This window comes from Vibrio sp. TBV020, from assembly GCF_046056895.1.
GTDB lineage: Bacteria > Pseudomonadota > Gammaproteobacteria > Enterobacterales > Vibrionaceae > Vibrio.
On sequence record NZ_JBEEAQ010000001.1, the window covers coordinates 117,181 to 143,538 of the forward strand.

General features: G+C 41.7%; 25 protein-coding genes. 9 read left to right on the top strand and 16 right to left on the bottom strand.

Annotation, left to right across the window (positions count from 1 at the left end; all coding sequences use genetic code 11):
• Nucleotides 1–32 precede the first annotated feature (32 nt).
• The 3 genes from AAFX28_RS00480 (at nt 33) to AAFX28_RS00490 (ending at nt 2,374) form a co-directional block, all read left to right on the top strand.
• Complete coding sequence (locus AAFX28_RS00480; protein WP_408684652.1) at nt 33–1,241, top strand: conjugal transfer protein TraF; 1,209 nt, start codon at nt 33–35, stop codon at nt 1,239–1,241.
• 77 nt (nt 1,242–1,318) lie between these two features.
• On the top strand, nt 1,319–1,465 hold the full coding sequence (locus AAFX28_RS00485) for a YoaH family protein (protein WP_408684654.1): 147 nt from the start codon (nt 1,319–1,321) through the stop codon (nt 1,463–1,465).
• Between the two features lie 489 nt (nt 1,466–1,954).
• Nucleotides 1,955–2,374 carry a hypothetical protein gene (locus tag AAFX28_RS00490; protein WP_408684656.1) on the top strand — a complete coding sequence of 140 codons (420 nt, stop codon included), beginning with the start codon at nt 1,955–1,957 and terminating at the stop codon, nt 2,372–2,374.
• A gap of 226 nt (nt 2,375–2,600) precedes the next feature.
• Here the strand turns inward: AAFX28_RS00490 and yciH are convergent, their stop codons facing one another.
• Together yciH and AAFX28_RS00500 are read right to left on the bottom strand one after the other, a co-directional pair.
• Entirely contained in the window at nt 2,601–2,912 is a 312-nt protein-coding gene (yciH, locus tag AAFX28_RS00495; RefSeq protein WP_408684658.1) for a stress response translation initiation inhibitor YciH, read from the bottom strand.
• 5 nt (nt 2,913–2,917) lie between these two features.
• Nucleotides 2,918–3,295, bottom strand: a complete 378-nt coding sequence (locus tag AAFX28_RS00500; RefSeq protein WP_408684660.1) for a DUF3319 domain-containing protein — start codon at nt 3,293–3,295, stop codon at nt 2,918–2,920.
• Nucleotides 3,296–3,394: 99 nt separating this feature from the next.
• Here AAFX28_RS00500 and AAFX28_RS00505 point away from each other — a divergent pair, with 99 nt between their 5' ends.
• Nucleotides 3,395–4,351 carry a tyrosine-type recombinase/integrase gene (locus tag AAFX28_RS00505; protein ID WP_408684661.1) on the top strand — a complete coding sequence of 319 codons (957 nt, stop codon included), beginning with the start codon at nt 3,395–3,397 and terminating at the stop codon, nt 4,349–4,351.
• On the opposite strand, the gene AAFX28_RS00510 is transcribed toward AAFX28_RS00505, so the two are convergent.
• Nucleotides 4,348–5,340 (bottom strand): D-alanine--D-alanine ligase, encoded by a 993-nt coding sequence (locus tag AAFX28_RS00510; protein WP_408684663.1) that lies wholly within the window; start codon nt 5,338–5,340, stop codon nt 4,348–4,350. The genes AAFX28_RS00505 and AAFX28_RS00510 overlap by 4 nt on opposite strands.
• Before the next feature lie 162 nt (nt 5,341–5,502).
• Nucleotides 5,503–6,078 carry an SPOR domain-containing protein gene (locus AAFX28_RS00515; RefSeq protein ID WP_408684664.1) on the bottom strand — a complete coding sequence of 192 codons (576 nt, stop codon included), beginning with the start codon at nt 6,076–6,078 and terminating at the stop codon, nt 5,503–5,505.
• A 217-nt stretch (nt 6,079–6,295) separates the two neighbouring features.
• Here AAFX28_RS00515 and AAFX28_RS00520 point away from each other — a divergent pair, with 217 nt between their 5' ends.
• Nucleotides 6,296–8,980 (top strand): bifunctional acetate--CoA ligase family protein/GNAT family N-acetyltransferase, encoded by a 2,685-nt coding sequence (locus AAFX28_RS00520; protein WP_408684666.1) that lies wholly within the window; start codon nt 6,296–6,298, stop codon nt 8,978–8,980.
• Between the two features lie 33 nt (nt 8,981–9,013).
• On the opposite strand, the gene AAFX28_RS00525 is transcribed toward AAFX28_RS00520, so the two are convergent.
• Nucleotides 9,014–9,910 carry a LysR family transcriptional regulator gene (locus tag AAFX28_RS00525; RefSeq protein WP_408684668.1) on the bottom strand — a complete coding sequence of 299 codons (897 nt, stop codon included), beginning with the start codon at nt 9,908–9,910 and terminating at the stop codon, nt 9,014–9,016.
• 255 nt (nt 9,911–10,165) lie between these two features.
• On the opposite strand from AAFX28_RS00525, the gene AAFX28_RS00530 reads away from it, so the two are divergent.
• Complete coding sequence (locus AAFX28_RS00530; protein ID WP_408684670.1) at nt 10,166–12,412, top strand: TonB-dependent hemoglobin/transferrin/lactoferrin family receptor; 2,247 nt, start codon at nt 10,166–10,168, stop codon at nt 12,410–12,412.
• A 446-nt stretch (nt 12,413–12,858) separates the two neighbouring features.
• On the opposite strand, the gene AAFX28_RS00535 is transcribed toward AAFX28_RS00530, so the two are convergent.
• From AAFX28_RS00535 to AAFX28_RS00550, 4 genes are all read right to left on the bottom strand, one after another.
• The gene (locus tag AAFX28_RS00535; protein ID WP_408684672.1) at nt 12,859–13,110 is read right to left on the bottom strand and encodes a hypothetical protein; all 252 of its coding nucleotides are present in this window, start codon (nt 13,108–13,110) and stop codon (nt 12,859–12,861) included.
• Nucleotides 13,110–14,825 carry an SgrR family transcriptional regulator gene (locus AAFX28_RS00540; protein WP_408684674.1) on the bottom strand — a complete coding sequence of 572 codons (1,716 nt, stop codon included), beginning with the start codon at nt 14,823–14,825 and terminating at the stop codon, nt 13,110–13,112. The genes AAFX28_RS00535 and AAFX28_RS00540 overlap by 1 nt, the downstream gene beginning before the upstream one ends.
• Before the next feature lie 76 nt (nt 14,826–14,901).
• Nucleotides 14,902–15,135 (bottom strand): DUF3389 domain-containing protein, encoded by a 234-nt coding sequence (locus AAFX28_RS00545; RefSeq protein WP_408684676.1) that lies wholly within the window; start codon nt 15,133–15,135, stop codon nt 14,902–14,904.
• Nucleotides 15,135–15,584, bottom strand: coding sequence for a hotdog fold thioesterase (locus AAFX28_RS00550; RefSeq protein ID WP_408684678.1), 450 nt, complete (start codon nt 15,582–15,584; stop codon nt 15,135–15,137). The genes AAFX28_RS00545 and AAFX28_RS00550 overlap by 1 nt, the downstream gene beginning before the upstream one ends.
• 92 nt (nt 15,585–15,676) lie before the next feature.
• Between AAFX28_RS00550 and AAFX28_RS00555 the strand changes: the two genes are divergently transcribed.
• A complete protein-coding gene (locus AAFX28_RS00555; RefSeq protein WP_408684679.1) occupies nt 15,677–16,465 on the top strand; it encodes a M48 family metallopeptidase in 789 nt (262 codons plus the stop codon).
• A gap of 33 nt (nt 16,466–16,498) precedes the next feature.
• Here the strand turns inward: AAFX28_RS00555 and AAFX28_RS00560 are convergent, their stop codons facing one another.
• Complete coding sequence (locus tag AAFX28_RS00560; protein ID WP_408684681.1) at nt 16,499–17,581, bottom strand: site-2 protease family protein; 1,083 nt, start codon at nt 17,579–17,581, stop codon at nt 16,499–16,501.
• Nucleotides 17,582–17,846: 265 nt separating this feature from the next.
• Between AAFX28_RS00560 and AAFX28_RS00565 the strand changes: the two genes are divergently transcribed.
• Nucleotides 17,847–18,404 carry a PhnA domain-containing protein gene (locus AAFX28_RS00565; protein WP_408684683.1) on the top strand — a complete coding sequence of 186 codons (558 nt, stop codon included), beginning with the start codon at nt 17,847–17,849 and terminating at the stop codon, nt 18,402–18,404.
• Between the two features lie 96 nt (nt 18,405–18,500).
• On the opposite strand, the gene AAFX28_RS00570 is transcribed toward AAFX28_RS00565, so the two are convergent.
• From AAFX28_RS00570 to AAFX28_RS00590, 5 genes are all read right to left on the bottom strand, one after another.
• The gene (locus AAFX28_RS00570; RefSeq protein ID WP_408684684.1) at nt 18,501–19,232 is read right to left on the bottom strand and encodes a hypothetical protein; all 732 of its coding nucleotides are present in this window, start codon (nt 19,230–19,232) and stop codon (nt 18,501–18,503) included.
• 100 nt (nt 19,233–19,332) lie between these two features.
• Nucleotides 19,333–20,031 carry a DUF1223 domain-containing protein gene (locus tag AAFX28_RS00575; protein WP_408684686.1) on the bottom strand — a complete coding sequence of 233 codons (699 nt, stop codon included), beginning with the start codon at nt 20,029–20,031 and terminating at the stop codon, nt 19,333–19,335.
• Between the two features lie 132 nt (nt 20,032–20,163).
• Complete coding sequence (locus AAFX28_RS00580) at nt 20,164–20,358, bottom strand: hypothetical protein (RefSeq protein ID WP_408684688.1); 195 nt, start codon at nt 20,356–20,358, stop codon at nt 20,164–20,166.
• A 287-nt stretch (nt 20,359–20,645) separates the two neighbouring features.
• Complete coding sequence (locus AAFX28_RS00585) at nt 20,646–21,605, bottom strand: TerC/Alx family metal homeostasis membrane protein (RefSeq protein WP_408684689.1); 960 nt, start codon at nt 21,603–21,605, stop codon at nt 20,646–20,648.
• Nucleotides 21,606–22,077: 472 nt separating this feature from the next.
• Nucleotides 22,078–23,829 carry a bifunctional metallophosphatase/5'-nucleotidase gene (locus tag AAFX28_RS00590; protein WP_408684691.1) on the bottom strand — a complete coding sequence of 584 codons (1,752 nt, stop codon included), beginning with the start codon at nt 23,827–23,829 and terminating at the stop codon, nt 22,078–22,080.
• 229 nt (nt 23,830–24,058) lie between these two features.
• Between AAFX28_RS00590 and AAFX28_RS00595 the strand changes: the two genes are divergently transcribed.
• Nucleotides 24,059–25,690, top strand: a complete 1,632-nt coding sequence (locus AAFX28_RS00595) for an ATP-dependent endonuclease (RefSeq protein WP_408684693.1) — start codon at nt 24,059–24,061, stop codon at nt 25,688–25,690.
• Nucleotides 25,691–25,801: 111 nt separating this feature from the next.
• On the opposite strand, the gene AAFX28_RS00600 is transcribed toward AAFX28_RS00595, so the two are convergent.
• The gene (locus AAFX28_RS00600; protein ID WP_408684694.1) at nt 25,802–26,284 is read right to left on the bottom strand and encodes a DUF1097 domain-containing protein; all 483 of its coding nucleotides are present in this window, start codon (nt 26,282–26,284) and stop codon (nt 25,802–25,804) included.
• Nucleotides 26,285–26,358 lie beyond the last annotated feature (74 nt).

Consider the following 26,358-nt stretch of genomic DNA (forward strand, 5'->3'; position numbering starts at 1 on the left):
AAACACATGGAACCTAAAAAGTTTATACCGATATGGAAAACAAATTAAAACTCTTATCGTTGTCTATTATGTTTGCCGCTTCTTCAGCGTCAGCAGCAAACTATGCAATCGAAGCCCGTGGTGATGCTATGGGTGGTGTTGGCGTTGTATCTGCAAACTTTCTTACAGCTCCTTTTTACAACCCAGCCCTGACTGCTATTTATCGTAGAAACGACGATGTCGGTATGATCACTCCAAGCATCGGTTTGTCTTATAGCGACGAACATATGATGGTTGATGATCTTGATAAAGCAGCAGGTCTTATCGATCAAGCTATTGGTGGTGACTACTCAAATGTTGCAGAGTTGGAAGGAACATTAGAGGCGTTAAACGGTGACATAGCGAAGCTAGAGTTTGGTGGTGTTGTTGCGTTTGCAATACCTAACCGTTACATCGCAGCGAACGTATTCGGTAAAGCTTATGCTGAATCCTTTGCCCAAACTGACATTTACGATGGTGCAAACAGTGCAGTTGATCCAGCGCTAAACCCAGCTATCAATGCAGAATTAAGTGCAGTTAATGCTGTTGGGGTTGGTGTTACAGAAGTTGGCATATCTTTAGCAAAATACCAAACCTTTCTTGGACAACATATTTCCTTCGGTATCACGCCCAAAATTCAACGAATATACACATACGTTTATTCAGCAAACCTAAACAATTACGATATTAAAGATGTTCGTGATAACGGCACTGGCGAAACCATGTTTAATATGGACGCAGGTTTCCTTTGGTTTTATGGACCGCTACGAGTTGGTGTATCTGCGACTAACTTAGTATCACGAGATATAAAAACGCAGGAGTTAGCGGGTTCGACTGTTACCTCCAGCATAGACAGTACTCAAACTAGAACATTTGATCCTGTTTCTTACGCATATCAAATGCGCCCACTATATACTGTAGGTGTTGGTTTAGTAGCAGACTATGCAACAATCAGTGTTGACTACGACTTGAATGAAGAAGAACGTTACACTAATTTCGACGACAACACTCAAATGCTAAGAGTTGGTGGTGAAGTTGATATTATGCGCCAGTTAAAACTACGCGCAGGTTGGAAGCGAAACCTTGCTTATGATGATCTTGACGATACGATTACAGCTGGTATTGGTTTATCACCATTAAACTTGTTCCAACTCGATATTGGTGCAAGCTACACCAACGAAAATTCGATGGGTGCTTACGTAAACTTCTTAACAAGTTACTAAGCGAAAGAGTAGGAACACTAGCCTAATCTCCTAAATCGTAATATAGTCGGCTCCTAAAATATTAGGAGCCTTTTTTTATGTTTGACGATTTACCGCCACTCAGTCATGAAGAACAACAGAAAGCCGTTGAGAAAATCCAAAAACTGATGGCCGAAGGAATGAGCACCGCACAAGCAATCAAGGTTGTAGCTGAGCAAATACGAGCGGAAGCAGCCAAGCAATAATAGCCAAAAGAACAAGAGAAAAGAGCAGGGGACTGCTCTTTTTTTTCGTCTAATGAAAATAACGCACTATAACACCACAAAATAATCTGAGTTAAAACTTCTCAACAGCCAAACTTAAAAACCATATGAAAACACAACAAGAAATGACACTTGTAACCAAACTGAAAGTCGAACTGACCAAACGACACATTGACAATATAATATTAAATATCAGTCACTTACAAGCAAATAAATCACTACCAAGATCGACGACAAACAACAAAATGTAATTAAATTACAAACCTGAAAGCAATAACAGTAAGTGCTTACTTTCGTCCAGTTAATTATTCTATCTAGTGATCTTGTAACAAATTCAGGTTGTAATTTTGAATGCAAGCTTGTATTGGGCGTGGATAGATTCAAAAATTGAACAACTGACGGACCAGATGCAAACAACCTGTGCTAAATTGATGGGACACTGTCATCTATTTGCAGATTCGGTAACCAAACATGACGAACCTAAAAATCAAAGCATTGCCTTTAGTACTTACCGCGTTAACAAGTGTTTCTTTAACAGCACAAGCTAAATCAGAAAATGTCGTAGCTAAATCGATCCCATTGCCAACATTGAGCGTGTTTAACGGACACAGGCTAGAGCTTTCTCTAGAAGGCGTTCAGTGCGGTAAAAACGAATATTTTACTGACAGTCCAAATGTGAGCATTTTGGCTAACGGCACACCGTTAGAATTTAAACGAACTTGCCACGACGAGGTCTTAACGTTTCAACCAATCAACCGTAGTGAGAATGATCTGTTTGTTGAGATTCTGCTTACGAATAGAAACCTAAACTTAAGATATATGGCAAGCGCACGATCTTATGCTTATAACGATTGGCAGTTAGGACCAGTAAAAGCAGCAATTAAGGAATAGAAGTTAAGAAATGCTGTGGATTAACGCTCTTATTAAATCCTCACCTAAGTTCGCATTATGTATATTATGTTAAATGATCGTGATATTAAAAAGAGCACATGTTCGTGCTCTCTTCTAACATAGACATTTTCAGTCAAATACGCTTACCATTCAACATAACTGCATTTTACATAAAATACCTAATAACTAGTTTGATAATCACAGATTAACAAACCAATAATTAGGTTTAACCGCCAGCTAGTTTAACTGTATGACCTTTCTTTTCTAAGTGTGCTTTGATCTTATCGCGAGCATCACCTTGAATCTCAATCGTACCGTCTTTAACAGAACCACCACAGCCACAAACTTTCTTAAGTTCAGCAGCAAGTAGTTTTAATGGTGCGTCATCTAGATCTAAACCAGACACAATCGAAACACCTTTACCTTTACGTCCTTTCGTTTGGCGCATGATACGTACAATACCATCGCCTTTTTCACGCTGAGGTTTCTCTTCTTCAGGTTTAATACGACCTACGTCAGTACTATATACAAGAGTCATATCTATTACTTCTTCTGTTGCTGTTCAGCTTTTTTCTTAGCGACCAAGTATGCCTCTATATGCTTCTGTATAGCAAGTTTTCCACCCTTAATTAGCCGTCCATTGAAAAAACAATACCAGCCATTCACTTCACCAGTATCATTCTTAATCGTATAGCCATTAAAGTTCTCTTGAGAAGGACTGCCTGTTTGTGCTTTTTTCTCTGCTAAAGAGCTAAATTCTTTCGGGTCAATGATCGTCGCCGTATCACAGAACCAATCGATGCTTTTCTTAACAGCAGCCATGCTTCCAGACAATACATGATTCTTAATTTGAACTTGCCAAACGTCGGTCGTGTTTCCAGCAGTTTTTAGGGTAAATCCCCGGTAAGTAGCAGCAGCCATAATAATTTTTATCGTTGTATTTAGTTAGTTTAATAATAATTGTAAATTGCTCATTATCAAGTATATTTATCATACGTTTATTGGTTATAGTGCGTAATAATGAAGAAAATCGTTCGCGTCATCACATGTAGTGAGCACAGAAATCAATTTGTATCGCTATTTTCTAAAATGATAGAGCTTGAAGATATAAATAACCTTACAGATTATTCCTATTCCCGTAACTCATTGTTAGCTATGAGAAAGGATTGGAACCTATTCCAAGCTTTCTGTGAACGCAGACGCGTATGCCCTCTTCCCGCCTCTTCTACCGCAGTTCGCTTATTTTTGGAGAGAGAATCTCAACAAAGAAAATTTTCAACCATCAAGCGTTACAGCGTAACGCTGGGGTTAGTGCATCGAACTTTAGGTTTTACCGATCCCACTTCCACTCAAGCAATTCAGACGCTGATGTCTCGTATGAGGACAGAAAAAAAACATGATTCTTCTACAGCTCATCCTTTTACACTTGAACATTTGCAGACGATAACTCAGCGCCTTGAACGTTCTAGCAAGTTAAAAGATAAACGTGACCTTGCCATCTACCATGTCATGTTTGAATGCATGCTAAAGCGTTCTGAACTTAAAGCCCTAACGCACGATGACCTATTTAACACTGAAGAACACGTAGATGTATCTATTGGTGGCGGTACCTATTCTTTAACCAAGACTGCTAGTCACTATTTACGTAAATGGATCAGCGTAAAATGCTATGACCAAGGACCTCTATTTACCGCGATTGATAAGTACAATGTTGTTAGTAACACCGCTCTAGATGACTCTTCAATCTATCGTATCTTACGTAATGCAAGTACTCGGCTTGGGTTAGACGTCCAATTTTCGGGGCAATCGTTGCGTGTTGGTGCGGTTGAAAATTTGGCGAAACAAGGAAAGAAAGTGCGAGAAATACAGCGCTTGGGACGTTGGCAAAGTGCTGCTATGCCTTATCACTACTTAGGTAATAAGGCACAAGCTGAAAATGAAAAGGTCGTATTTAGAACGATTAAACCTTGGACTTAAAGTGACGTCGTAACGCAGTTCGTTAAAAATGCAGAGAAGCTGTGTCCATTGTTCTCTAACATTTTAGGGAACATAGATATTGGCGTCATTCCTGGGAAGGTATTTACTTCGTTTAAGTATATTTGTCCGTCCGGAGTTAAAAAGAAATCAATACGTGATAAATGACGTAGTCTCATTTGTGTGAATACTTTTTCCGAACTAACACGGATCACTTCTAGCTGCTCTTCTGTCAAATTTGAAGCAACAACTTCCGTCGTTGAGTGACTGTCAGCACTGTACTTTTCTTCATACGAATAGAACGCATCTTGCGGCGCTATTACTTCGCCTGGCGCCGTTATATGAAGTTCTCCATCCAATTCATAAGCCGCAACTTCAAGCTCTCGCGGTTTTACGGCCTGTTCAACCAATACTTGATCTGAATAGCCAAACGCATCATTTAGAGCATTTTGCAGTTGTGATTTTTCCGTTACCTTGTAACAACCGACAGACGAACCTTGTCGAGCTGCTTTGACAAAGATGCTTCCCCACTTTTCAAATGCTTCTTCACTTTGTGTATATGCTTGTTGGTTGTTTTCTGAAAGGAAAATATAAGGCGTATTTGGAATGCCTAAAGCGTCATACCACAACTTCGACGTGATTTTATTAAAGCTATTTGTACTCGCTTCAGGTCCACAACCTAAGTATGGAATACCTGATAATTCCAACATAGACTGAATATCCCCAGTCTCACCAGGAAAACCATGAATACAAGGTACTACAAAGTCTAACTTGGTTTGCTCGCTGGCAGTGTTTAACGTCCCAGAGTTGGTATCTAAATACGCAAGTTCACCGCTGTTGGTATACCAACCGTCTGTTTTCATCTCTACGCGTATAACGTTAAAGTGTGAAGTTTGCTCTAACTGAGATTGAAGGAAGTTAGCTGAAACCAGTGATACTTCATGTTCAGATGAACCACCACCGCAAAGAAGTAGAATTGTCGTATTAGTCATTAATCGATCTTTCCGTGACACAACAGAGGGATTAGAAAAACATGATAATCAAAAGCGCATCCAGTTACACTGATTTCACTGTTAATTTCTCTATTTGGCTGTTGAGTGCTTATAATTTAGGCGTAAAAAAAGGGGCGAATGCCCCTTCTTATAAAAATGCTATTAGTTCAACTTGTTTAAAGTTGGGTATTGAGAGTTCTTAATCGCATCAATACTCTTCACAAATGGTTTAAGCGCTTGGAACTCTGCAGGTAGCTCGCTGATCGCTTTTTTCGCATCAGTTCGAGTTGCGTAATCACCGTAAAGTACTGAATACCACTTAGTGCCATTCACAACCTTGTAGTTTTCCCAAACTGGCTGATTGTCACGTGGAAGTTTACGTGCGAATTGATCAACTTTAGTCTGAGAGCCCACCGCCACTACCTGAATGGTGAAACCGTAACGAGGATTCATCGCTTGCTGTTTTGCTGTCGGAGGAATAATCGCAACTGCTGGTTTTGTTTGTGGCTGAGCCTTAACGACCTGCTTTTCTTGAGTTGGAGACATTTTAACAACGTCTGACTTCACGTTGTCTTCTGAAATGCCGTTGGTCACTCCTTGTTGTGATACAACTGGTTGTTCAACCTGAGCTGTTTTGTAATCCTCACGATAGCTTTCCGAGCTTACATCGGTGACATAGTCACTCGACACACAACCTGAAAGCACCACTGATAAGCCAACAATCGCAATTTTATTCATGAAATTTTCAAATGCCTTAACTAGAAATTACTGTAAATCATGCCGTTAGATAGAGATAGAATCAACCCAACATTTTAATTATATATCAATACACTGTGACGCATGGCACAAACTTTACCTGCGCCGAGGTGATCTGATTAAAACAACATCGAAATGGATAAGAATTTAACCGTTAGGTTCGCTAGGATGAATGGTGTCGCTAGATTTGGAGCAAACCATGAGTCACTTAAATCAACTCTTCAAACCTCGTTCCGTAGCAGTTATTGGTGCATCGACTAAACCAATGAGAGCCGGCAACATTGTCATGAAAAATTTGCTCCACGGCGGGTTCGAAGGCGCTATTATGCCTGTTACGCCAAAATACTCATCCGTTTGTGGAGTCCTAGCATATCCATCTATTGACCAACTCCCTATCATCCCTGACGTCGCAATATTATGTACACACGCCAAGTACAACCAAGCACTATTTGAACAGTTGGCCCAAAAGCAAGTTAAGTCTGTCATTGTGCTTTCCGCCGATATGCACCTATCAAACTACGACGGCGAAAGTATTCAATCTGTCTGTCTAAGAATCGCAAAACATAGTGGCATGCGAATACTCGGTCCAAATAGCCTAGGACTCATATTGCCATGGGTTAACTTTAATGCCTCTTTTTCACCAGTGACGGCCGAAAGAGGAAAAATTGCATTCATTTCCCAGTCCGCGGCTATGTGTACCACTATTTTAGATTGGGCGAATGATAAGAATATTGGATTTTCAGCGTTCATTTCTTTAGGCAACGCATTAGATATCGACTTTTCTGATCTTCTCGATCATCTGAGTACAGATTCACATACCGAGGCGATCCTTCTTTATGTAGATACGATCAAGGACTCACGCCGCTTCATGTCAGCCGCGCGTGCCGCTTCGCGCAACCGACGCATTCTGGTTCTTAAAGGCGGTAAGACCTCCGCTGGACGTATTGCCGCTAAAGCCCATACCGGTGGTGACGATACACTTGATATTATCTACGATTCAGCAATTCGCCGTACAGGCATGCTTAGAGTGAAAAACTCACATGAACTATTTGCGGCCGTCGAAACGCTTACTCATTCGGTTCCACTCCGGGGTGAAAAGCTCGCCATCATTACTAATGGTGGTGGACCAGCAATCATGGCGGTAGACACCTTACTTGAACGTGGCGGAAAGTTGGCAGAGCTATCTGAAGAAACTCTGGATCGACTAACCAACCTCCTACCCACCAGCTGGAGTTACAATAATCCTATAGATATGGTCGGAGATGCGGATCAATCTCGCTATGTAAATACCTTGAACGCCCTGATGGATACCGATTGTGCCGATGCTATCTTAATCATGCATAGTCCGTCAGCTGTTGCCCATTCTGAGCTGACCGCCAAAGCAGTTGTTGATGCTATAAAGGCTCACCCTCGACACAAGCGATTTAACTTTTTAACCAATTGGTCTGGTGAACTAACGGCAAAGCCAGCTCGTGATATCTTTACTCAAGCAGGTATTCCAACCTATAGAACTCCTGAAAGTGCGGTCGTTGCCTTCATGCACCTTGTAGAATACAGACGTAACCAAAAACAACTGATGGAGACACCAACAACCGCCGAGCCTGTCCATATTACCGAACTCAATGAAGCAAATAATTGGATTGAGGAAAAGTTACTGGATAAAAACACAGTGTCACTGGATACTCATCAAATAGGTCCCTTTTTGCGCTGCTTCAACTTTGAAGTATTGCCAACTTGGATAGCCTCTGACTCCAGTGAGGCAGTCCACGTCGCCGAACAAATTGGTTATCCTGTCGCCGTCAAATTGCGGTCACCTGATATCGCGCATAAGTCTGACGTACAAGGTGTGATGCTTAACCTCCGCAATAGCACAGAAGTTGCAAACGCGTCCGACGCTATACTTGATCGCACAAAACTCTCTTATCCTTCTGCTCATATTCATGGGTTATTGGTTCAAGGTATGGCCAAGCTCGCCGGCGGTGAAGAGATAAGAATTAAAGTTAAGCACGATGATACCTTTGGTCCAGTAATCTTACTTGGGCAAGGAGGTTCAGAGTGGGATGAATCAATTGATGCAGCATCTGCACTTCCTCCACTTAATATGGCGTTAGCACGTTATCTGATTGTTAGAGCAATCAAAAATGGAAAGATACGACCTCAAAAACTTCCTGAACCTATGGACATTCATGGACTATCCGAATTACTCGTTCGTATTTCACAAATGGTTGTTGACTGCCCTCAAGTACACGAACTGGATATTCATCCAGTACTCGCTAATGGTTCTAACTTTACCATTATTGATGCTGACCTAATTTTGAAGCGCTACGAAGGAGATGCGCAGCAAAGGCTCGCAATTCGGCCATACCCTGTCGAGTATGAGGAGCTGATAGAACTTAAAGACGGTGAACAAGTATTGCTGCGTCCGATATTGCCTGAAGACGAGCCTCATCATGCTGACTTCATCAATAATGTATCCAAAGAAGATCTTTATAAACGCTTCTTTACCGACGTTGGCGAGTTTAACCACGAAGCATTGGCTAACCTAACTCAGATCGATTACGACCGAGAAATGGCGTTTGTCGCCGTAAGCCAATCCAGAGAAGGTTCACCAATCATTGGCGTGTCTCGGGCATTGATCAATCCAGAAAATACCGATGCCGAGTTTGCTATTTTGATCCGTTCGGATCTTAAAGGAAATGGACTAGGCAAAGTACTTATGAACAAAGTCATACAATACTGTCGTCACAAAGGGACATTGCAAATGTCGGGTATGACTATGCCAACTAATCGAGGAATGCTTATGTTGGCGCAGAAACTCGGATTTACCTTAGATGTTCAATTCGAAGACGGCATCGCAGATATGCGCTTAGCATTGACTGATTAAAACAAAGGGGAGCAATTTGCTCCCCTAAACGACTTATACCTTTGCGGCGGTTTTCCAATTCTTCATTAAGTATTGAATACACCAAGACTTAGCTTCGCCGATTTTGTTACGTTTCCAAGCTAAGATTATGTCGATAGACTGCGCTTCTGTGCCTTCGATTTGTTTGATTGACCCTTCATTTATTAACTCTAACGCTAATTCTTTCGGTAAAGTACCAATTCCAAGACCTAATTTTAATGCATCGACCTTAGCCGAGAAATTCGTAACAGTAAGTCTCGGTTGACGTTGCGTAATATTAACGGTTATTGCTGGTTGCTCTCTCGCAGTATCTGCGATCGCGATTATTCGGTATTTTTCACGCGCAGTCTCATCAAACTCTCCTACACGCTTGTGAACATAATGATCAGTTGCCGCGACCCAAATCATTTCCATCGTACCGATCGTTTCGGCTTTCACATCTTGAGGTAACGTATCAATTCTCGGAGCGACGAGTAAATCCGCGCGACCTGTATTCAGCGCCTCCCAACACCCCGCTAAGATCTCTTCTTGAAGCTTAATTCGTGTCGAACTAACGTTACCTAATTCAGACACCATATTGAAAAAGTTTTTAACCGGAATGATTCCATCAAAAGCGAGGGAGATGTCCAATTCCCAACCGTTTGCCAACACGCTCGCATCATTCACTAACTTTTCTGTTGCAGCCAGGATGTCTCGCCCTCTTTCCAGGATCAGCTTTCCTGCCTCGGTGAAATTGGCTTTATGCCCTGAACGATCAAAGATCATGATATCTAAATCTTGTTCTAATTTTTGAATCTGATAGCTAAGAGAAGATGGGGCTCTATCTAGCTCATTAGCTGCAGCGGCAAAACTGCCCCGCCTTTCAATCGCATCCAAAATATGTAGTGCTTCTAATGTTATTGGACTCTGCACAACTGCTTTCCTTATCTATAAACAAGGCCATTTAAGTGATACTCATCACACAAAATGAGCATCAGTGGAACCTTTACAAATGTTAACAAAATGTTTATCTAGTTGTAATTTAAGGGTTTTCTCGAAAATAAGACAAATATGACATACGAATAACCACCAAAACGCCAATGCAAACAATAGTAATTATCATTTAGATCCAATAGAATGCCGTCCGTTCAATGAAAAAACCTAAATGGATAAAAGGTAATAAACATAATGTATAAAAAGTCTCTACTGTCAGCTTCAATCCTTTTAGCGCTGACGTCAACTGCATATGCGGAAGAATACGCCCTATTTGACGAAGTTGTGGTGTCTGCAACGCGTACCGAACAACAGCTTGAAGATGTAGCTGGCTCAGTTTCAGTTGTTACGGCTGAAGATATCGACAATAACTTAGCAAAAGATCTTGGCGACGCGTTTAAATACACACCGGGTGTATCTGTAGAAACAGATAGCCGCCACGGGATTCAAGGCATTAATATTCGAGGGCTTGGTGGCAACCGAGTCAATATTTTAGTCGATGGTGTATCTCAGCCAGCGAGATATGATTCTGGTTATTCTTTCCTTCAATCTAGCCGGGTTATGACAGATACTGAAATGCTCAAATCAGTAGAGATTGTTAAAGGTTCAGCTTCAAGCTTATACGGTAGTGACGGTATCGCCGGTATTGCAGCCTTCCAAACCAAAGATCCATCAGATTTTGTTTCTGATGAAAAGCAACTTGGTGGCTACGTTAAACTTGGTTATGCATCAGATACAAATGAATTTTCTGAGTCAGTTGCCCTTGCAAACAAGTTTGGAGACTTAGAAACACTTGTTGCGTATACACGTCGTGATGGAGAGGAAGTTGATAACTTCGGTACACCAGATGAGCAAGATACTTCAAATGACAACCTTCTTGTAAAAGCTCAATACCAAATCAATGAAGAAAACCGAATTGAATTCGTTGGTGAATACGGTAAGAAACAAACCGAAACTCAATTAGAAAAGACTGGCCAAACGTTTGTTTCTGATATGGATTTCAGTAGCTTTCCACCTACGTTTAGAATGGGTCTTGGCAACATCGAATGGGGTCAAAACTATGGTGATGATGAGTCTGAACAAACTCGTTTGGGCTTTAAACATATTCTTGAAAAAGACATTACAATCGCAGATAAACTGGTTTGGGGTGTAGCAACCGTTAAAAAAGATGAGCTTGGTAACACTCATCGTAACGGTGAAATCACGTCAGTAAGTGAAATGGTTCCTGGTGACCCAATCCCGGACGTACCGACAGGTGATGATGCACTACGTGCAGAACATAAAGAGTACACGTACAATGAGAAATCAGTTCAATTCGATATTCAAGCAACCAAGTATATCGAAACAGCGAGTATTCAACATACCTTAATTTACGGCGCAAACTACCAAACCAAAGACATTGAAAACCGTAACTTGACTCGTAATCTGATCGATAATTCCGATAGTACTATTTTCTATCAACCAAATGCAGAAGAAACGCGCTATGGTGCATTCGTTCAAGATGAGATGTTATTACTCGGTGAGAAACTACGTCTTACTCCAGGGGTACGTTTTGACAGCTTTGAAACTAAACCGGATGTTACAACTGAGGGTATCGACCCTAACGTAAGTTACGACAAGCACTCTAGCTCAGCAGTAACAGGTCGACTTGGTGCAGTGTACGAGTTAACTGATCAAGTAAAAACGTTCGCACAAATTTCTCAAGGGTTTAGAGCTCCGAGCTTTGATGAGCTTTATTACTCTTACGATGGTGGCTCTTCATATGAAAACCGCCCTAACCCACAACTAGAAGCAGAAGAAAGTATTACCTACGAAATCGGATTCCGACACAATACTGATTTCAGCTCTTCAGAAATTGCGTTCTACTACAGTGATTTTACTAACTTTATAGATCATAAAGTTGTAGAAGAAGGTGCTTCTAACTCGGATCCCGATGTATACCAATACGTAAACGTGGATGAAGCGGTTATAAAAGGGGTTGAATTCGGTAACACACTTAATGTGAGTGCGGTGACAGGTGCATTTGAAGGCATTACCTCGCGCTTTGCTATCGCCTACACAGAAGGTGAAGACGGTAATGGAAACGCACTTAACAGTATCGAACCATGGAACGCAGTCGTAGGTCTAAATTATGACGCGCCAAGTCAAAACTGGGGTACTAGTATCCAGCTAAGTTACATTGCTAAAAAGTCAAATAGCGATTTGAATTTAGATGGAGACAATGGTGGCACTACAGATCAAGTTGAAAATCCATCTTCAACAGTTGTAGATCTAACTGCATACTACATTCCAGTTGAAGACTTAACGCTACGTGCTGGTCTATTTAACCTGACTGACGAAAAGTATTGGACGTGGAGCGACGTTCGTGGTCGTACCGAGCTTGATTTAGACGAAACTCAAGCAGGTCGCAACTGGGCTATTACAGCCAAATACGAATTCTAATACTATTGAAAATGACAAAAGCCAGCACTATGCTGGCTTTTTTACTATTTCCGGGTCTAATTATCTAATTCTATTGACATTAGATAACAAAAAAGCCCCTAATTTAGGAGCTTTTATCCACTTCATTTGCAAAAAAAGAATATAAAAAATGGAGCAAATGAACGAATTACTTAGTGCTAGTCATCTCTTTCTTAACCATTACGGCTGCAGCGACGATGAAAGTGACGATAAGACCTAGTTCCATTGTAAACCCCTACTCAATATTTGGAAAAACCGAAGATTAACTGCGGGTATTCTAACAGGTTTACATCACAATGATACCTCTTAACGAGAAATTTACGAAAAATATCGATTGAGCTCAAAATTCAGCATGAACGGTCTGTTTTCAACACTTTCTGTTTCGTTTTTAATCAATCACTTTGTTAATACAATATTCTGTTAATGCTTCACTTCATGGTTACTTTGCCACCGATTATCTTGAAAGCCGGCGTTCCTCTTACCAAAGTATCACGTGCAAATTCCCCGCTGCATTCAGGGCAGATACAGGGCGTGTTTGTATAGTCTTCGACAATTCTTTCCTTGAAACATTTTACCAAAGCGCCCTTCCCACCTTTACGGTACTTGAACAGTTGTGTTTTACACTTTGCACAATAGATGTTGACGGTTTTGGTGGGTTGTTTTTTATTCGGTTTGGCCATTACTCTCCACCGTCGTTAGAGTTTTCTTGAATAATCTGCGGCTTTACCCATACCTGACTAAAATCAAACCAACCTAACGCGTTACATTTTGCGTTCTGTAGCGAACCACACTGATCTTTGTTCACTCCCAACCAACAGTGAAACATCGGGATTAATTGCATCTTTTCTACTAGAGATTTACCCAACTCCTTTGCCGGGAACGCAGCATTAGGTGATGCTTGCCATTCCTTTACCATCGCAGCCCAAAAATCGAAGTCCTCAGTTTTACTCAATCCCTCAATGTCACTGTAATTGAGAAGCCACCCCGCCAATGCATCATCACGATTGGTGGAGATGCCCATAGGCTTAAGCCAAATATCAACTTCAGACGTATCCTCAACGGTATGATCGTAAGTGACAAGGTTTACACTCAACCCGTCTTGTTTAAGCAGTAACTCTATGCATTTTACCAATGTTGGGAACATCGGATGTTGCCCATGGTAGGCGATCGTCACTGTTCGGTAGGAAGGCGGTGATGTGTATCCTTGCTTAGTATGGTGGTACCAACCGGGCTTCAAGCCATGAGCAGGCAGCACGCCTAACTCAACAAGCTTATCTTGAGGTAACTGTTGAAATAGGTTGAGGGTGCTCAATTTCTGGCTGAAGTAGTTTGCCCAATCATTGGACACCGCTAAACCATTCTTTCGGTTAAGGAGTAAAAGTGTACAACCTGGATCAAGCTCGACTTCATCCGAGAATTCTGCAATATCTGGTCTTACTGGCTTTGCAAGACTTGGAAACACCATAGAAGAGTACGCTTCATCTATCACCCACACCTCTACTCGGTCAAGTAAAGGTCTAAAACCAAAGTATCCATCAAATGCCTGCAAAACGAGCCGTTTATTATCATTTTGGACTATGCGGTATGGGCCAGTCCCAATAGGGAAAACATCAAAGTTATCCGCTCTACTTTCGATTGGTAAGGTAATCTTTGCGCAAGACTCGGAGAATAAAAGAGGTAATTTATAGTCTTCACGTTCAAGATGAACATCGATCATCAAATGATCAGGAGACACCACGCGATCAATATGTGAGAACAGGTTCTTGGTTTTGAGTGTAAGCAGACATTCAATAATGGTCTGGACGGTTAGCAGATCGCCATTATGAAAACGAACACTTGGGCGAATATAAAAGCGCCACTGCTTGGGTGAAATCATTTCCCACGTATGTGCCAGATCCGGTTGCAGTTGTTCATGCTCATCTAAGCGTGTCAGTCCACTAAAAATTTGCTGAGCAATGTGAAGCTCTGAACGCCTCATTTGGTCCATTGGGTTTAGATTTGAGAGCGGTCGATAGTACGGCAAGCGTACAACTTGCTGCCCTTCTTGGTGGACAATTCCTAAATACTTTTCAACAACTTGAGCAAGTTTAGCGCTATCGTGATCTAGAACTTTTAATGCTTGACCGATTTTCCCTTCTTCTAAATACCGTTTAGCTAGGTTTTCACTAACGTCTGCGCGACTTCTTTTGAAGTTGAGCTGAGAGAGCTTTCCTCGTCCAGGAGCAGGATGCCACTCTAACCACCCTTCTTCTTCCATTTTGTTGAGCACGATACGTGCGTTACGACGAGTACAAAATAGGATTTCAGTAATTTCTTCTAACTGCACACCAGAATCTTTTCCCTTGTAGTGTTCAAACAAGGTTTCAAACTGAACTCTTAGACGGGGGCTACTCATAAAGAGGAAATCTCACTAACATTTACATGCTATTGAGTTTCCTCATTTAAGCGAGTCGGATCAAGTGCTATTTACACTATTGAATAGCGATGCTCGTTTCTTGTGCTAATTGTTGAAGTTGCGCTTCGTTATCAAGCTTTATAGACCATTTAGTTTCGCTACCGTTTGCCGCGATAACATTAGCGCCTCGACCGATTAATGTAACCGCATCTACCTGCGCTTGTAGTATGACCATTGCTTCATGATTTAACTTAACGACTATTTCATGCGATGTAGCTATCACCTTCCCGCTACTAAACTCAATCACCATTATTGAGCCTCTTTGTTCGACTTGCTCGTTTTCTTGTTTTTAACAGCGATCGTCAAACGGCTGGTACAGACAAGTCTTTCACGATCATCAGTAATGTTGATTTGCCACACCTGAGTCGATACGCCCAAATGAATGGGCTTTGCCGTCCCAACAACATGACCGCTTCGCATTGAGCGAACATGGTTAGCGTTGATGTCTAAACCTACGCAATAACTACCTTCAGGGATACAAAAGTTAGCAGCGACTGATCCCAACGTTTCAGCAAGTACCACAGATGCACCGCCATGGAGCATTCCCAAAGGCTGATGAGTGAATGAACAAACTGGCATAGTTGCAGATATATAGTCGTCACCAAATTCCGTGTAAATAATATTTAGGTGGTCTATCAACGTGTTTTTAGAGGTTTTATTTAATACTTCTAAGTCAATGTGACGTTTCCAGATACTCATTTGCGATTCCAATACCAACTACAGTTAACATCGATTGTAACCTAATGTTATGATTTACCAATTAGAATCTTGCGTTTGAAGAAGGGAATTCAATGCACTCGTGGTTAAAACTCTCCACTGTTGTTACTACTCTTGCAATTGCCGCATGTAGCGCCTCTCCAACCGGTCGTAATCAACTACTGCTATTTTCAGACACTGATATGAGTAACCTCGGTGCCCAATCATTTGATCAAATGAAGAAAGATCAAAAAGTAAGTACCGATAGCAAGACAAATGCTTATGTTCAATGTGTGACGCGTGCAATAACACGCCATGTGCCACCACAACCAGGCTTCAACCAATGGGAAGTGGTTGTGTTTGATAGTAAGCAAGTTAACGCATTTGCCTTACCAGGGGGAAAAATAGGCGTATATACTGGCCTGTTAGATGTAGCAGTGAATCAAGACCAACTGGCGACAGTCATCGGACACGAAATCGCTCACGTCCTCGCAGATCATAGTAATGAGCGTTTATCCCAGTCTCAAATTGCTAACGCCGGTCTTCAAATTACCAATATCGCTTTAGGTGCATCAGAATATTCTCAATATACTGGAGTCACAATGGCAGCATTAGGCTTAGGTGTTCAATACGGAGTACTAATGCCCTACGGTCGTACTCAAGAATCTGAAGCAGATATCGTCGGTTTAGAGCTAATGGCAAAATCTGGTTTTGATCCTAGGCAAAGTGTCGATTTATGGAAGAACATGGCTAAAGCATCGGGCGGAAAGCAACCACCAGAGTTACTCTCTACTCACCCTTCCCACAGCACTCGTATTCAAGATCTGCAGGCGAAGATCCAAGCTTTACCAAACTATAACGTTGCAAAGCCAAAATGTTCATAAAAAAGGGAGCGTCATGCTCCCTTTTCTAGTCCGTTAAGTACCCAAAATGAGTAGCGGTAATTGCAACAATTGATCTCCAGTTGAAGCAAAGAACCAAATAATACCAATCAGCGATGCCACCAAACCGACATACCAAACTGCTGAAATAATTTGCCCATATCTGTCTAGGGGTAACAAGTGGCTATAATGACGACCACGCCATTCAAATAAAATTTCTAGCATGCCCATGATCAACAGAAAGCCAAATAGCGTTAAACCGAGCGAGTAGCTAAGGAACACCCCACCAGCCGCAGCCGCCGTACACAAGATAAGACCCGCCACACTGTTCATTGAAAAGCTGATACTTTTTAGGACGTGTCCACCATCTAATGGCAATATCGGCAATAAGTTAAATAGGTTTAAGAACGCATTAAAAACTGCTAACCCAGCAAAGAACATCTCTCCTGTTATGAGGTACACGACTAACAGAATGACGGATAAAATCAGACCAAACATTGGCCCCATAATTGAAATAACGACATCTTGCCAGCGCGTGTTTATCTTCTCGTCACTTAGCGCTAAACCACCAAAAAATGGGACTAGGTAGATTCCTTTCGTTTTCATTCCAAAATACTTCATTGCCTTAACGTGACCATACTCGTGGAAGACCAAACAGGCTAAAAGAGCTAAAGCAAATTGAAATGAAAATAACCATGAATAAGCAGCCAAACTCGCGGACGCTAGCACAACTTTTATTAGCTTTGCACTCTTTAGTGCTTTCATACCGAGCGATACAAGGCCGATTAAGCTAAAACGTTTTTCTGGTGTCGGTGGCGTGAATGGAACTTGCTTCTCAATGTCTTTAGTATCACGACTACCTTGGTTAATCATTTCACCATTAACTGAAGCTTGATACTCAATCGTGAAAGGTTGCCATACAAGTGTCGTTTCCAGTTTACAAACGAGTTCTTGCTCCCCATTCATCAAAGTAAATTGATGATGTGTGTTTTCACCTCGCTCTGAGTTAGCATCAAACTGAGACACCAATTGATTATTCCAAAACAATTGCTGCCATCCAGCCATAGAGCCTTCAAGACGAAGTGGTTTGCCTAAAAATTCAATGGAGAGAAGTTCCAACGTTTGTAACCTATTAATTTGCTATAACAACGGCGATGATTATGCCTATCTAGACTAATTAGGTAAAGAAATTGCTAACAATGTGACAATGTCACATGGAATAACCTATTGATGTGACGAATTTTGTTCACCTTTCGTATTCAAAAGTCAGAGTAGCGCAATTTTATTTAGGTTAAACCTTTGCTATTCGGTATACCCCTTTCTTTTCGATGGATAAAGTGCATAATAGCCGGCGTAATTAACACCTAACTAATGTGAGTCCATTATGTCTTCTGAAGCTACTATGCTAGAACGCTGCCAATCAAAATGTGAATTATGTGCTGCTGATGCACCATTAACCGCTTATGCCGTTCCTCCGCACAGCCATGTAACAGTAGATTATGGCATCATGGTATGTGACAAGTGTCTAGGTGAGATTGATGAGCCAAAAGACATTAATCACTGGCGTTGTCTAAACGACAGCATGTGGAGCCAAGTTCCTGCTGTACAAGTAACGGCATGGCGCCAGCTAACTCGTCTAAACACTGAAAGCTGGGCGCAAGATGCGCTGGACATGATGTACATGGAAGAAGAGCAAATGAACTGGGCAATGACGGGTATGTCTGCAGACGACAAACCATTCGATTGCAATGGCGTTGAACTTAAGAAAGGTGACGACGTAACGGTTATTAAAGACCTGCCAGTTAAAGGTACTAACCAAGTAATCAAGCAAGGTACAGTTATCCGCGGCATCAGCATCGGTGACGATCCTAAGCTTGTTTCTGGTAAAGCGAACGGCGGCCAATCTATGTACGTTATCGCTGAATACTGCCGTAAGAAGTAATCACAAGTTACTCTCGACAGATAAAACAAAGGCGCTCAAATGAGCGCCTTTGTTGTTTTTAACATGTAGGAAGACATTTCTAACTTACCTATATTCTTAACCCTTGTTTAAACAATTCATATAATAGTCGGGCCAGAAGTAATAAATAAGTTTTGCTTTATTGGGCCAATCAACAACGAGGCCGTCGACCCCTGTTCCAAATTGATAGAATTCCATTAAGTCACATGTTTCAAAAGTCGTGAAGCGAGAAAACATATTCGCCCAGATCCTAGACTTAGCACTGTCGACTTCTTTCACTTTTGTTTGATAGAGGTGTTCAAATCCAGCGAGCTTACTTCCATCATCAGCTAGTCGCGCCAAGCTTCGCAAATATTCGTCAAAAGAGAGCTTTTCTTCAATCGGGTCATTGTATGAAATATAAAGATAGAGGAACTTGGCGTTAGGATCACCGTTCTCCGCAGCATACCAAAGGCGACTTAATCCGCGTCTTTTGTCGCCACAAGAATAATAGTAACTGCCTAAAAAATAATACTTGAATGTGATCATGTCAGGGTGCTGTTCAAAACTGCTGTCATCAAGCATTTCAAGTAAGTTGTTCGACTTCTCAAAGTCCCTCTTAACGCCAATCCCATAACGATATTTCAATGCAGCAAGGTAGTAATCAATCGGTTCTGAGAGTTGATCTGCACTGAACGATTCTAGTTCCGTTTCGATTCTACCTTGCAAAGATTGCTTGGCCGTTTGCTGGAAAAAAGGTAGGCACTCAGTCGCCAATGAAGAGAACGAAAAAAGTAAAGTCAATGGGGCTAATAGTTTTATGATATTCATTAGGTTAACAATCGTTTTATACGCTTAACCAATCATGAATCGTTGCGCTGGCTACATCCATACTCACTACGCAATTATGTGCACTAGGTGGCTATTTGGATTACTCAATTTTGCCTGCAACTGTTTGAATTCTTGAGAACTGACCGGCGGGAGAAACCCAAGCAGCAACTGCATCTATTTGAGTTAAATCACCACTGTAAGAAAATTGCCATTGACCTTTATCTGATCGTCCTTGCTCTCTTTCCATCACAATAAAATCATGGTCTAAAGATTTACCTCTATTTTCACCCGCTTTAATAGCCGTTACTTGATCATTTGATAAAAATAGAATCGTTGCATCGAGTAGCTGTTTTGAAGCAAATTTGAGTACAAACTCATTACCTTTTCTCACTAAGGTAAGACGTTCTGAAGGTTGGAGTTCATTAGCTGGAAGTCTTCGATTGACCCAGTTAAAGAATCCGCGCCACTCCTTCCCGTCAACGACAAAGCTTGGCGTATATACACTGCCAACAACATCATACGCATGATATAGCCGTTGCAACTGAGTAAACTCAGGCTGGGCAAATTTGTCCTTCCATCCTAGGTAGTCCCAATAGTCGACATGATAGACAACCGGAATGTAGCTGTCCCATAAACCTTCGTGATGTTCGAGTTGAGAGATGTATTTATCCGCTGGTGGGCAACTTGAGCACCCTTCCGATGTAAAGAGTTCTATGACCTGAGCGGGTTGCCCTTCATTGGACCATATTTGTCCCGCTGAGATTGAGCTGACAACAGATAAAGCAATAAGAGCGGTCATAAAGAAGTCCTTCTAGTCATTTTGGGCAATTGATACTGCTTATACTGACCGTGACTATGTTTATTAACTTTCATCAGGCATAAAAAAACGCCAGCTATTTCTAGCTGGCGTTTTCAATTCTGCTCGTTCCAATTAACGATATAGACCAATATCTTTCTGCATGTGACCAGACAAATCATTTGCGTAGTACGCACGTGGTTCGCTGTTGTCTGTGAATAGAATATCTAATAAGTGAGCAATCAATCCTTTGAAAGAAACCGCGTAGGTTTTTTTATCCATAGAGATAGGTGCGTCGATAGTACCGATTTGCATTGCTTGTGCTGCCATGATTGCCTCTCTATAAACTGGTGTAATTCGTTTCGTTGCGGCAATAATAGGCAATATTTATCAGCACAAAAAATGACTATTTTTGGTTATTCGCATAAGTTTTTCTAATAGAACAAACCATTAACACGTTGATTTGTGGTTTATTCAAAAAAACGAGCCTTATGTGCATATTTAGTCTTTAGGTTTGACTATTTATTATTCCAAAGGTTTAACAACCTGCTTTGGATCACAAGTTTTTTACAAAACAAAGTTTAAAAAAGCAGGAAGTCACTCGCACGTTAATTAGTTTATTTATCAGTAGAAACGGGGGTATTCACTGACTCATTTCTTTGCTTAATGATTGACGCAATTACTGCAACTGTCATTGTAATCAGAAGCACAAGTAATGATACTGCCGTAGGGATTTCCCATTCTGAACCAACTAGCACCATCTTGATACCGATAAACACCATGATGAATGAAAGCGCTGGTTTGAGGTAAATAAACTTATCCATCATACCTTGCAGAACAAAGTAAAGTGAACGTAGACCAAGCAATGCAAACACGTTCGCAGCTAATACTAGGAACGGTTCTCTTGTCACCGCAAATATTGCAGGGATCGAATCAAGAGCAAACATCACATCCATAAATGCAATGACTGCAATCACAATGAACATTGGCGTTGCAATTCGCTTACCCTTCTCAACGATAGTTAGAGCATTGCCTGCGTAACTATCAGAAACCGGGATAAACTTGCGAATAATACGTTCCGGTAAAGGATTAATTTCATCTTCACCTTTATCTCGTGCTAGCTGAATGCCGGTCCAAATAAGGAACGCAGCGAATAGATATAAGATCCAGTGATACTGCTCAAGAAGCTGAGCACCCACAGCAATCATAATTGCACGTAGAACCAACGCGCCGATTACACCCCACAGCAACGCTCTTGGGCGTAAATGCTCAGGCACCGCGTACTGATGAAAAATTATCGCGAATACAAACAAGTTGTCGACGCTGAGTGATTTTTCCAGTAAGTAACCGGTAATGAATGACAGGGTCGCTTTTTCAGCCGTGTATTCACTTCCTGGAGCGTAAACATCCCAAAATAGGTAAATTGTCGCCGCAAACAGAAACGCTAATGCAAACCAAAATACACTCCAAATTGCCGCTTTTTTGATGGTAATTTTTCCACCACGCGTTTGCCAAATATCTAGCGCAACTAATGTGAGTGTTAATAGGCCGAAGCTGAAGTAAGTAACTGGGGTCATGTTTCCTCCAAAGGCGGAGGGATCGAAGATGTTATGATGTGTGACGATCCCTACCGCAAACAAACTTATTACTCAGCCAGCAAAGGCTAAGTAACATTTGATTACGTTGGTCTCGTCGAAATATGCTTACAAAATGATTCAGTTAACATACTTATACTTACCGGATAGAACGACGTCTAACGAGATGACGATAAGTAAACCAGAGGCGACTACTCCCCAAACAAGGCGGATTTTATTCCTGAAAATGTGATTCGTCTACAAGTAAAATCAAAAAAGGAGCAAATAATTACTCCTTTTTATCAAATCTATTGGCACAGTAGTTATTGCGTTCATACACCGCCAATAGGAACGAAGTACACCAATGCAGACCAAACGCCAATCCAACTAATGACCACGGCTACATCAATCCAATCTCGACTCCACATAATACCCCCTGAGTATTATTCATACATAGCATGAACCCAAGGTATATTTAGCAACCTTTATGCCATTGGTGGATATGTTGGTTGCTTTGGTCTCGATTGAGAACATCTGGTTGTTCAGTCAACAACTGGATGAAACAATCCGCCATGGAAACGGTAGAAATAACACCTTCCCCTTCCATATTGAGGATAGCTTCGTAGCCCTCTTTACCTTTCATGGTGTAAGCTGAAGACGAACCAGTATAAATGGCTTCAGGCTCAATCGCTTGCCAATCACCCTTTGAATCACCTAGTTGCAAACCTTTAATTCGTTGGCCTTTTGGAGCGTCATAATCATATTCATACCTAAGGTTATGCGTGTACGGATAAGATCCATCTCCGGTGCCATCCACACCATTGTTAAATGCGTTGTTGATAGCTCCTTCAAGAATTAGCGGCAAATATTGCCCTTTAATCTTGTACACTCCGATTGGTACGGCAAACGGCAGTAGTTTTCCGGCAACATCTGCAACAGACACACTACCGGAATTTAGTGAGTTTCTGACGCCACCAGCGTTATGAATAGCGAAATCCACACTATGCCCTAATTGCTTCATTTTATAGGTAAACGATTCAGCAACGAGCGGCGCAAGTTGGCTCGGCCCTTGTTGGTCGGGCACACGTATGTGGCGAAGCTTTGTATCGGCAGTAGCAATAATTTCTTTTTGAAGTGTCCGCACTCGTGAGATGTATCTCTCTTCAAGAATCGATTGAAGAGCTCGATCCTTCTTACACACTACTACATTCGGGTGGCTATCGATGAAGCTTCTTGCCATTTGGTAAGGAGTTTCACTGTGGGTTCGACTCATGCTCGCATCAATAAACAAGCGTCGACCGAGTAATAGTTCATTCTTACCCGTAAATGAGGCGACTGAACCATCCTCATTAAACTCAATGTCACAATGCCCAAGACTCAGTGCATGGTATCCCGCTTGCACTACGTAGGTGTCATTAACCTTAACGCCATACTCATCATCTTTAGCTAAACCCAGCCCACTAAAGTCACCCTGTAACCTATGACTGTGTCCTCCTACGATGACACTAATACCGTCTACATGGTTCGCTAAGTCTAAGTCTGAGTCATACCCCATATGACTGAGCAAAATGATCTTGTTGATACCTTTAGATTGAATCAATGTAACCGTGTGCTTAGCTGTTTCGATTGCATTGACAAAAGGAGTATCAATATCCGGGTTTGAAATGTCGGACATTTTGTCGAGTGCTAATGAGAACACCGCGACTTTATCATCGCCAATGGCTTTTTCTATCCAAGTTGCTGCTTTAGTCTTTGTCTCGTAAGCATACACCCGATCGTTATTTGAAAGGCGAATCGGTTTACTAGCCAATTCGTTAGATAAATCCCAGTTACCGGCCAGCAAAGGAAAGTTGATTCGCTGGGCAAACTGAGCAACGGGTTCATTACCCATGTCGAGCTCATGATTTCCTAACGCCATTGCATCTATTTTCAAGCCATTGAGGAGCGTTGCGTTTGCTTCTCCTTTGAATAGCGAAAAATAGAGTGTTCCTTGAAAGCAATCCCCTGCATGCAAAAACAGCAGATCTTTGTTAGCACTCTTTGCTTCTTGACGCAGTTGTTCAACACGCGTCGCGATACGAGCGAAACCACCAGCACTTACAAATGGCGATAATTCTTCACCATTGACGTCAATCGTTAGTTGCAGAGAAGTCGGTTCAAAATAGGAGTGTGTATCATTAATGTGCGCCAATCTTAATTTTGTCGTTTTTTTATTTTTATCTGTCATATTCATCTCTCTTTTCATGAATATCCTACCGCAATCAATGTGACAGATTCATTATATTTCACACTTATATTGAACATGACGTTTCATATACATTGATATGTATGACCATCCTCACTCCTTTGCTTTTGAAGTATCGAAAGTAATTCGTACGACTTTGTGAGCTAAATGTCTGCTCTAACTAGAAAATTCTATTATGCTTAGTTTAGAAATAGCGTCATGGAGGGATTCAATGAAGCTTGAGCGGATCGAAATTTCTGGTTTTCGCGGGATCAAACGTCTATCTATTGCTTTTGACGAACTCACGACCTTGATTGGTGAAAACACTTGGGGCAAATCGTCTTTACTTGATGCCTTGTCCGTCGCATTGCCTCCTGAGGGAGAGCCCTACAGTTTTGAGATGGCTGATTTTCACGTCGATTATTCAGTATCCCACCCACAAACTCAGCATTTACAAATTGTATTGAGTTTAGTCTCAACCGATAAAAACGAAATTCACTCTGGCCGCTATAGAAAGATTAAACCGATATGGGTTCAAGACAGCAGCGGCACAAACCGTATTATCTACAGACTTAGCGCCTCAAGAGACGGCTACGATATTGTTACTCGGTATTCATTTTTAGACTTTGAAGGTACGCCGCTACCTTTACACCACTCTGAAAAACTTGCTCAAGAATTGATGTCTCTCCATCCTGTGATACGACTTAAAGATTCACGTCGCTTTGAGAGGCCAATCAATAATACCAAAGATGTTAACGCTCGAGTCGAGAAAAGAATTGATAATACTTGTCGAAGACTCATGGCGATTCCTGGCCACGTAAACAAAGGTGAAATGCGTAGCAGTTTGAGTTCAATGAATGCATTGGTCGAGCACTATTTCTCTTTTAAACCAAACGTTCGGACCAACCTTCGTAAGCAACGTGACGGAATTTTCTTCAATGCGTCGCCCGGCACTAAAAGTATCTCAGAGGTGGTTGAAGAAACGAAAGACAAACAAACACGCCTGTTATTCATGGGGCTACTTAACGCCTATTTACAAGCTAAAGGGCCAACAACACTACGACGGTGCGCACGCCCACTTTTGATCATCGAAGATCCCGAAGGACGATTGCACCCTACTCATCTCGCTCGTGCATGGGGGTTATTACAATTATTGCCGATGCAAAAGATTCTAACGACCAACAGTGGTGACTTGTTGGGGCAAGTCCCTCTATATAGTATCCGGCGTTTAGTTAGACAATCCGATCGTACTATAACAACTTACCTTTCAGACCAAGGTTTAGGCCGAGACGAACTAAGAAGGATTGGCTTTCACATCCGCTTTCATCGTTCTGGGGCTCTTTTCGCTAGGTGTTGGTTACTTGTGGAGGGAGAGACCGAAGTTTGGTTGTTTAACGAGTTAGCTAATCAATGCGGGTACAACTTGGCGGCTGAAGGGGTTCAAATCATCGAATTTGCGCAGTCAGGTCTAAAGTCTCTCATTAAAGTCGCCAAAGCTTTTGGTATTGATTGGCATGTGGTAACCGATGGTGATGCAGCAGGTAAGAAATATGCTGCAGCGGTAAAAGCTCAACTCGACAATGATCAACAAAGGCACCGGTTAACAGAACTCCCTGATAGAGATATTGAACATTACCTCTATAACAATGGCTTTGAAGAGTTCTTCAAAAACATGTTGAAGATTCCATTGGAACACCCAATTCCGGCTAAAAAGGTAGTCACTCGTGTCCTTAAAAAATTCGCAAAACCAGACCTTGCTTTAGCCATTGTGTCGCATTGCGAAAAACAAGGTACGGAAGGGATCCCTATTTTACTTCGCTGGACTTTGAAACGAGTCGTCACCATGGCTAATGGCAATACATAAAAAAGCGGCATCGAATTTATCGATGCCGCGTATCAAAAAAACGGGTGATACTAATCAATCGGGGGTAGTCTTAACAGCCCTTTTCAAACCGCTGAGACTTATCAAAGGTTACTATCGCGTCTGTAAACTCGTATTAACCTGAGATTGCTTTGACTTTTGATGCAGCCACACGCCACTCGTTTTCATTAGGTATCCGAAAATACCGCCTAAGATCAACGAAGGGATTACAAGCTTCCAGTTACCATCAGCAGCGAACGTTGCACATGAACCGATAAAAGTTCCTGGAATATACGCAAGCCACGACTGTTTAGCTTGTACACACATAAAGAATGCAACGACTGCAGTAATGACATAGCCAAGAATATCAAGCGATGCGTACTGTGAACCGTGAATAATCACCATAGCCCAAAAAACACCACTCATATTCGTTATCAAACTTTCTGATAGACCTTTCAACCCATCATTTGGCGATGCAAAGTAACTGGTGCAGCCAAGGAACCCTGCCCACGACAAAAGTCCTAATGTTACAGCTATCCAGCCCCAAAGCCCTGATAGAATACCGGTAGTTAGTGAGATTGCGATTAAAGTGCTCATTACGCCTCGCTCAGTGTGTTTTCACACATCAAAAGTACAAGTAGGCATATTAGGAGAAGTAAGCCGCCCATCAC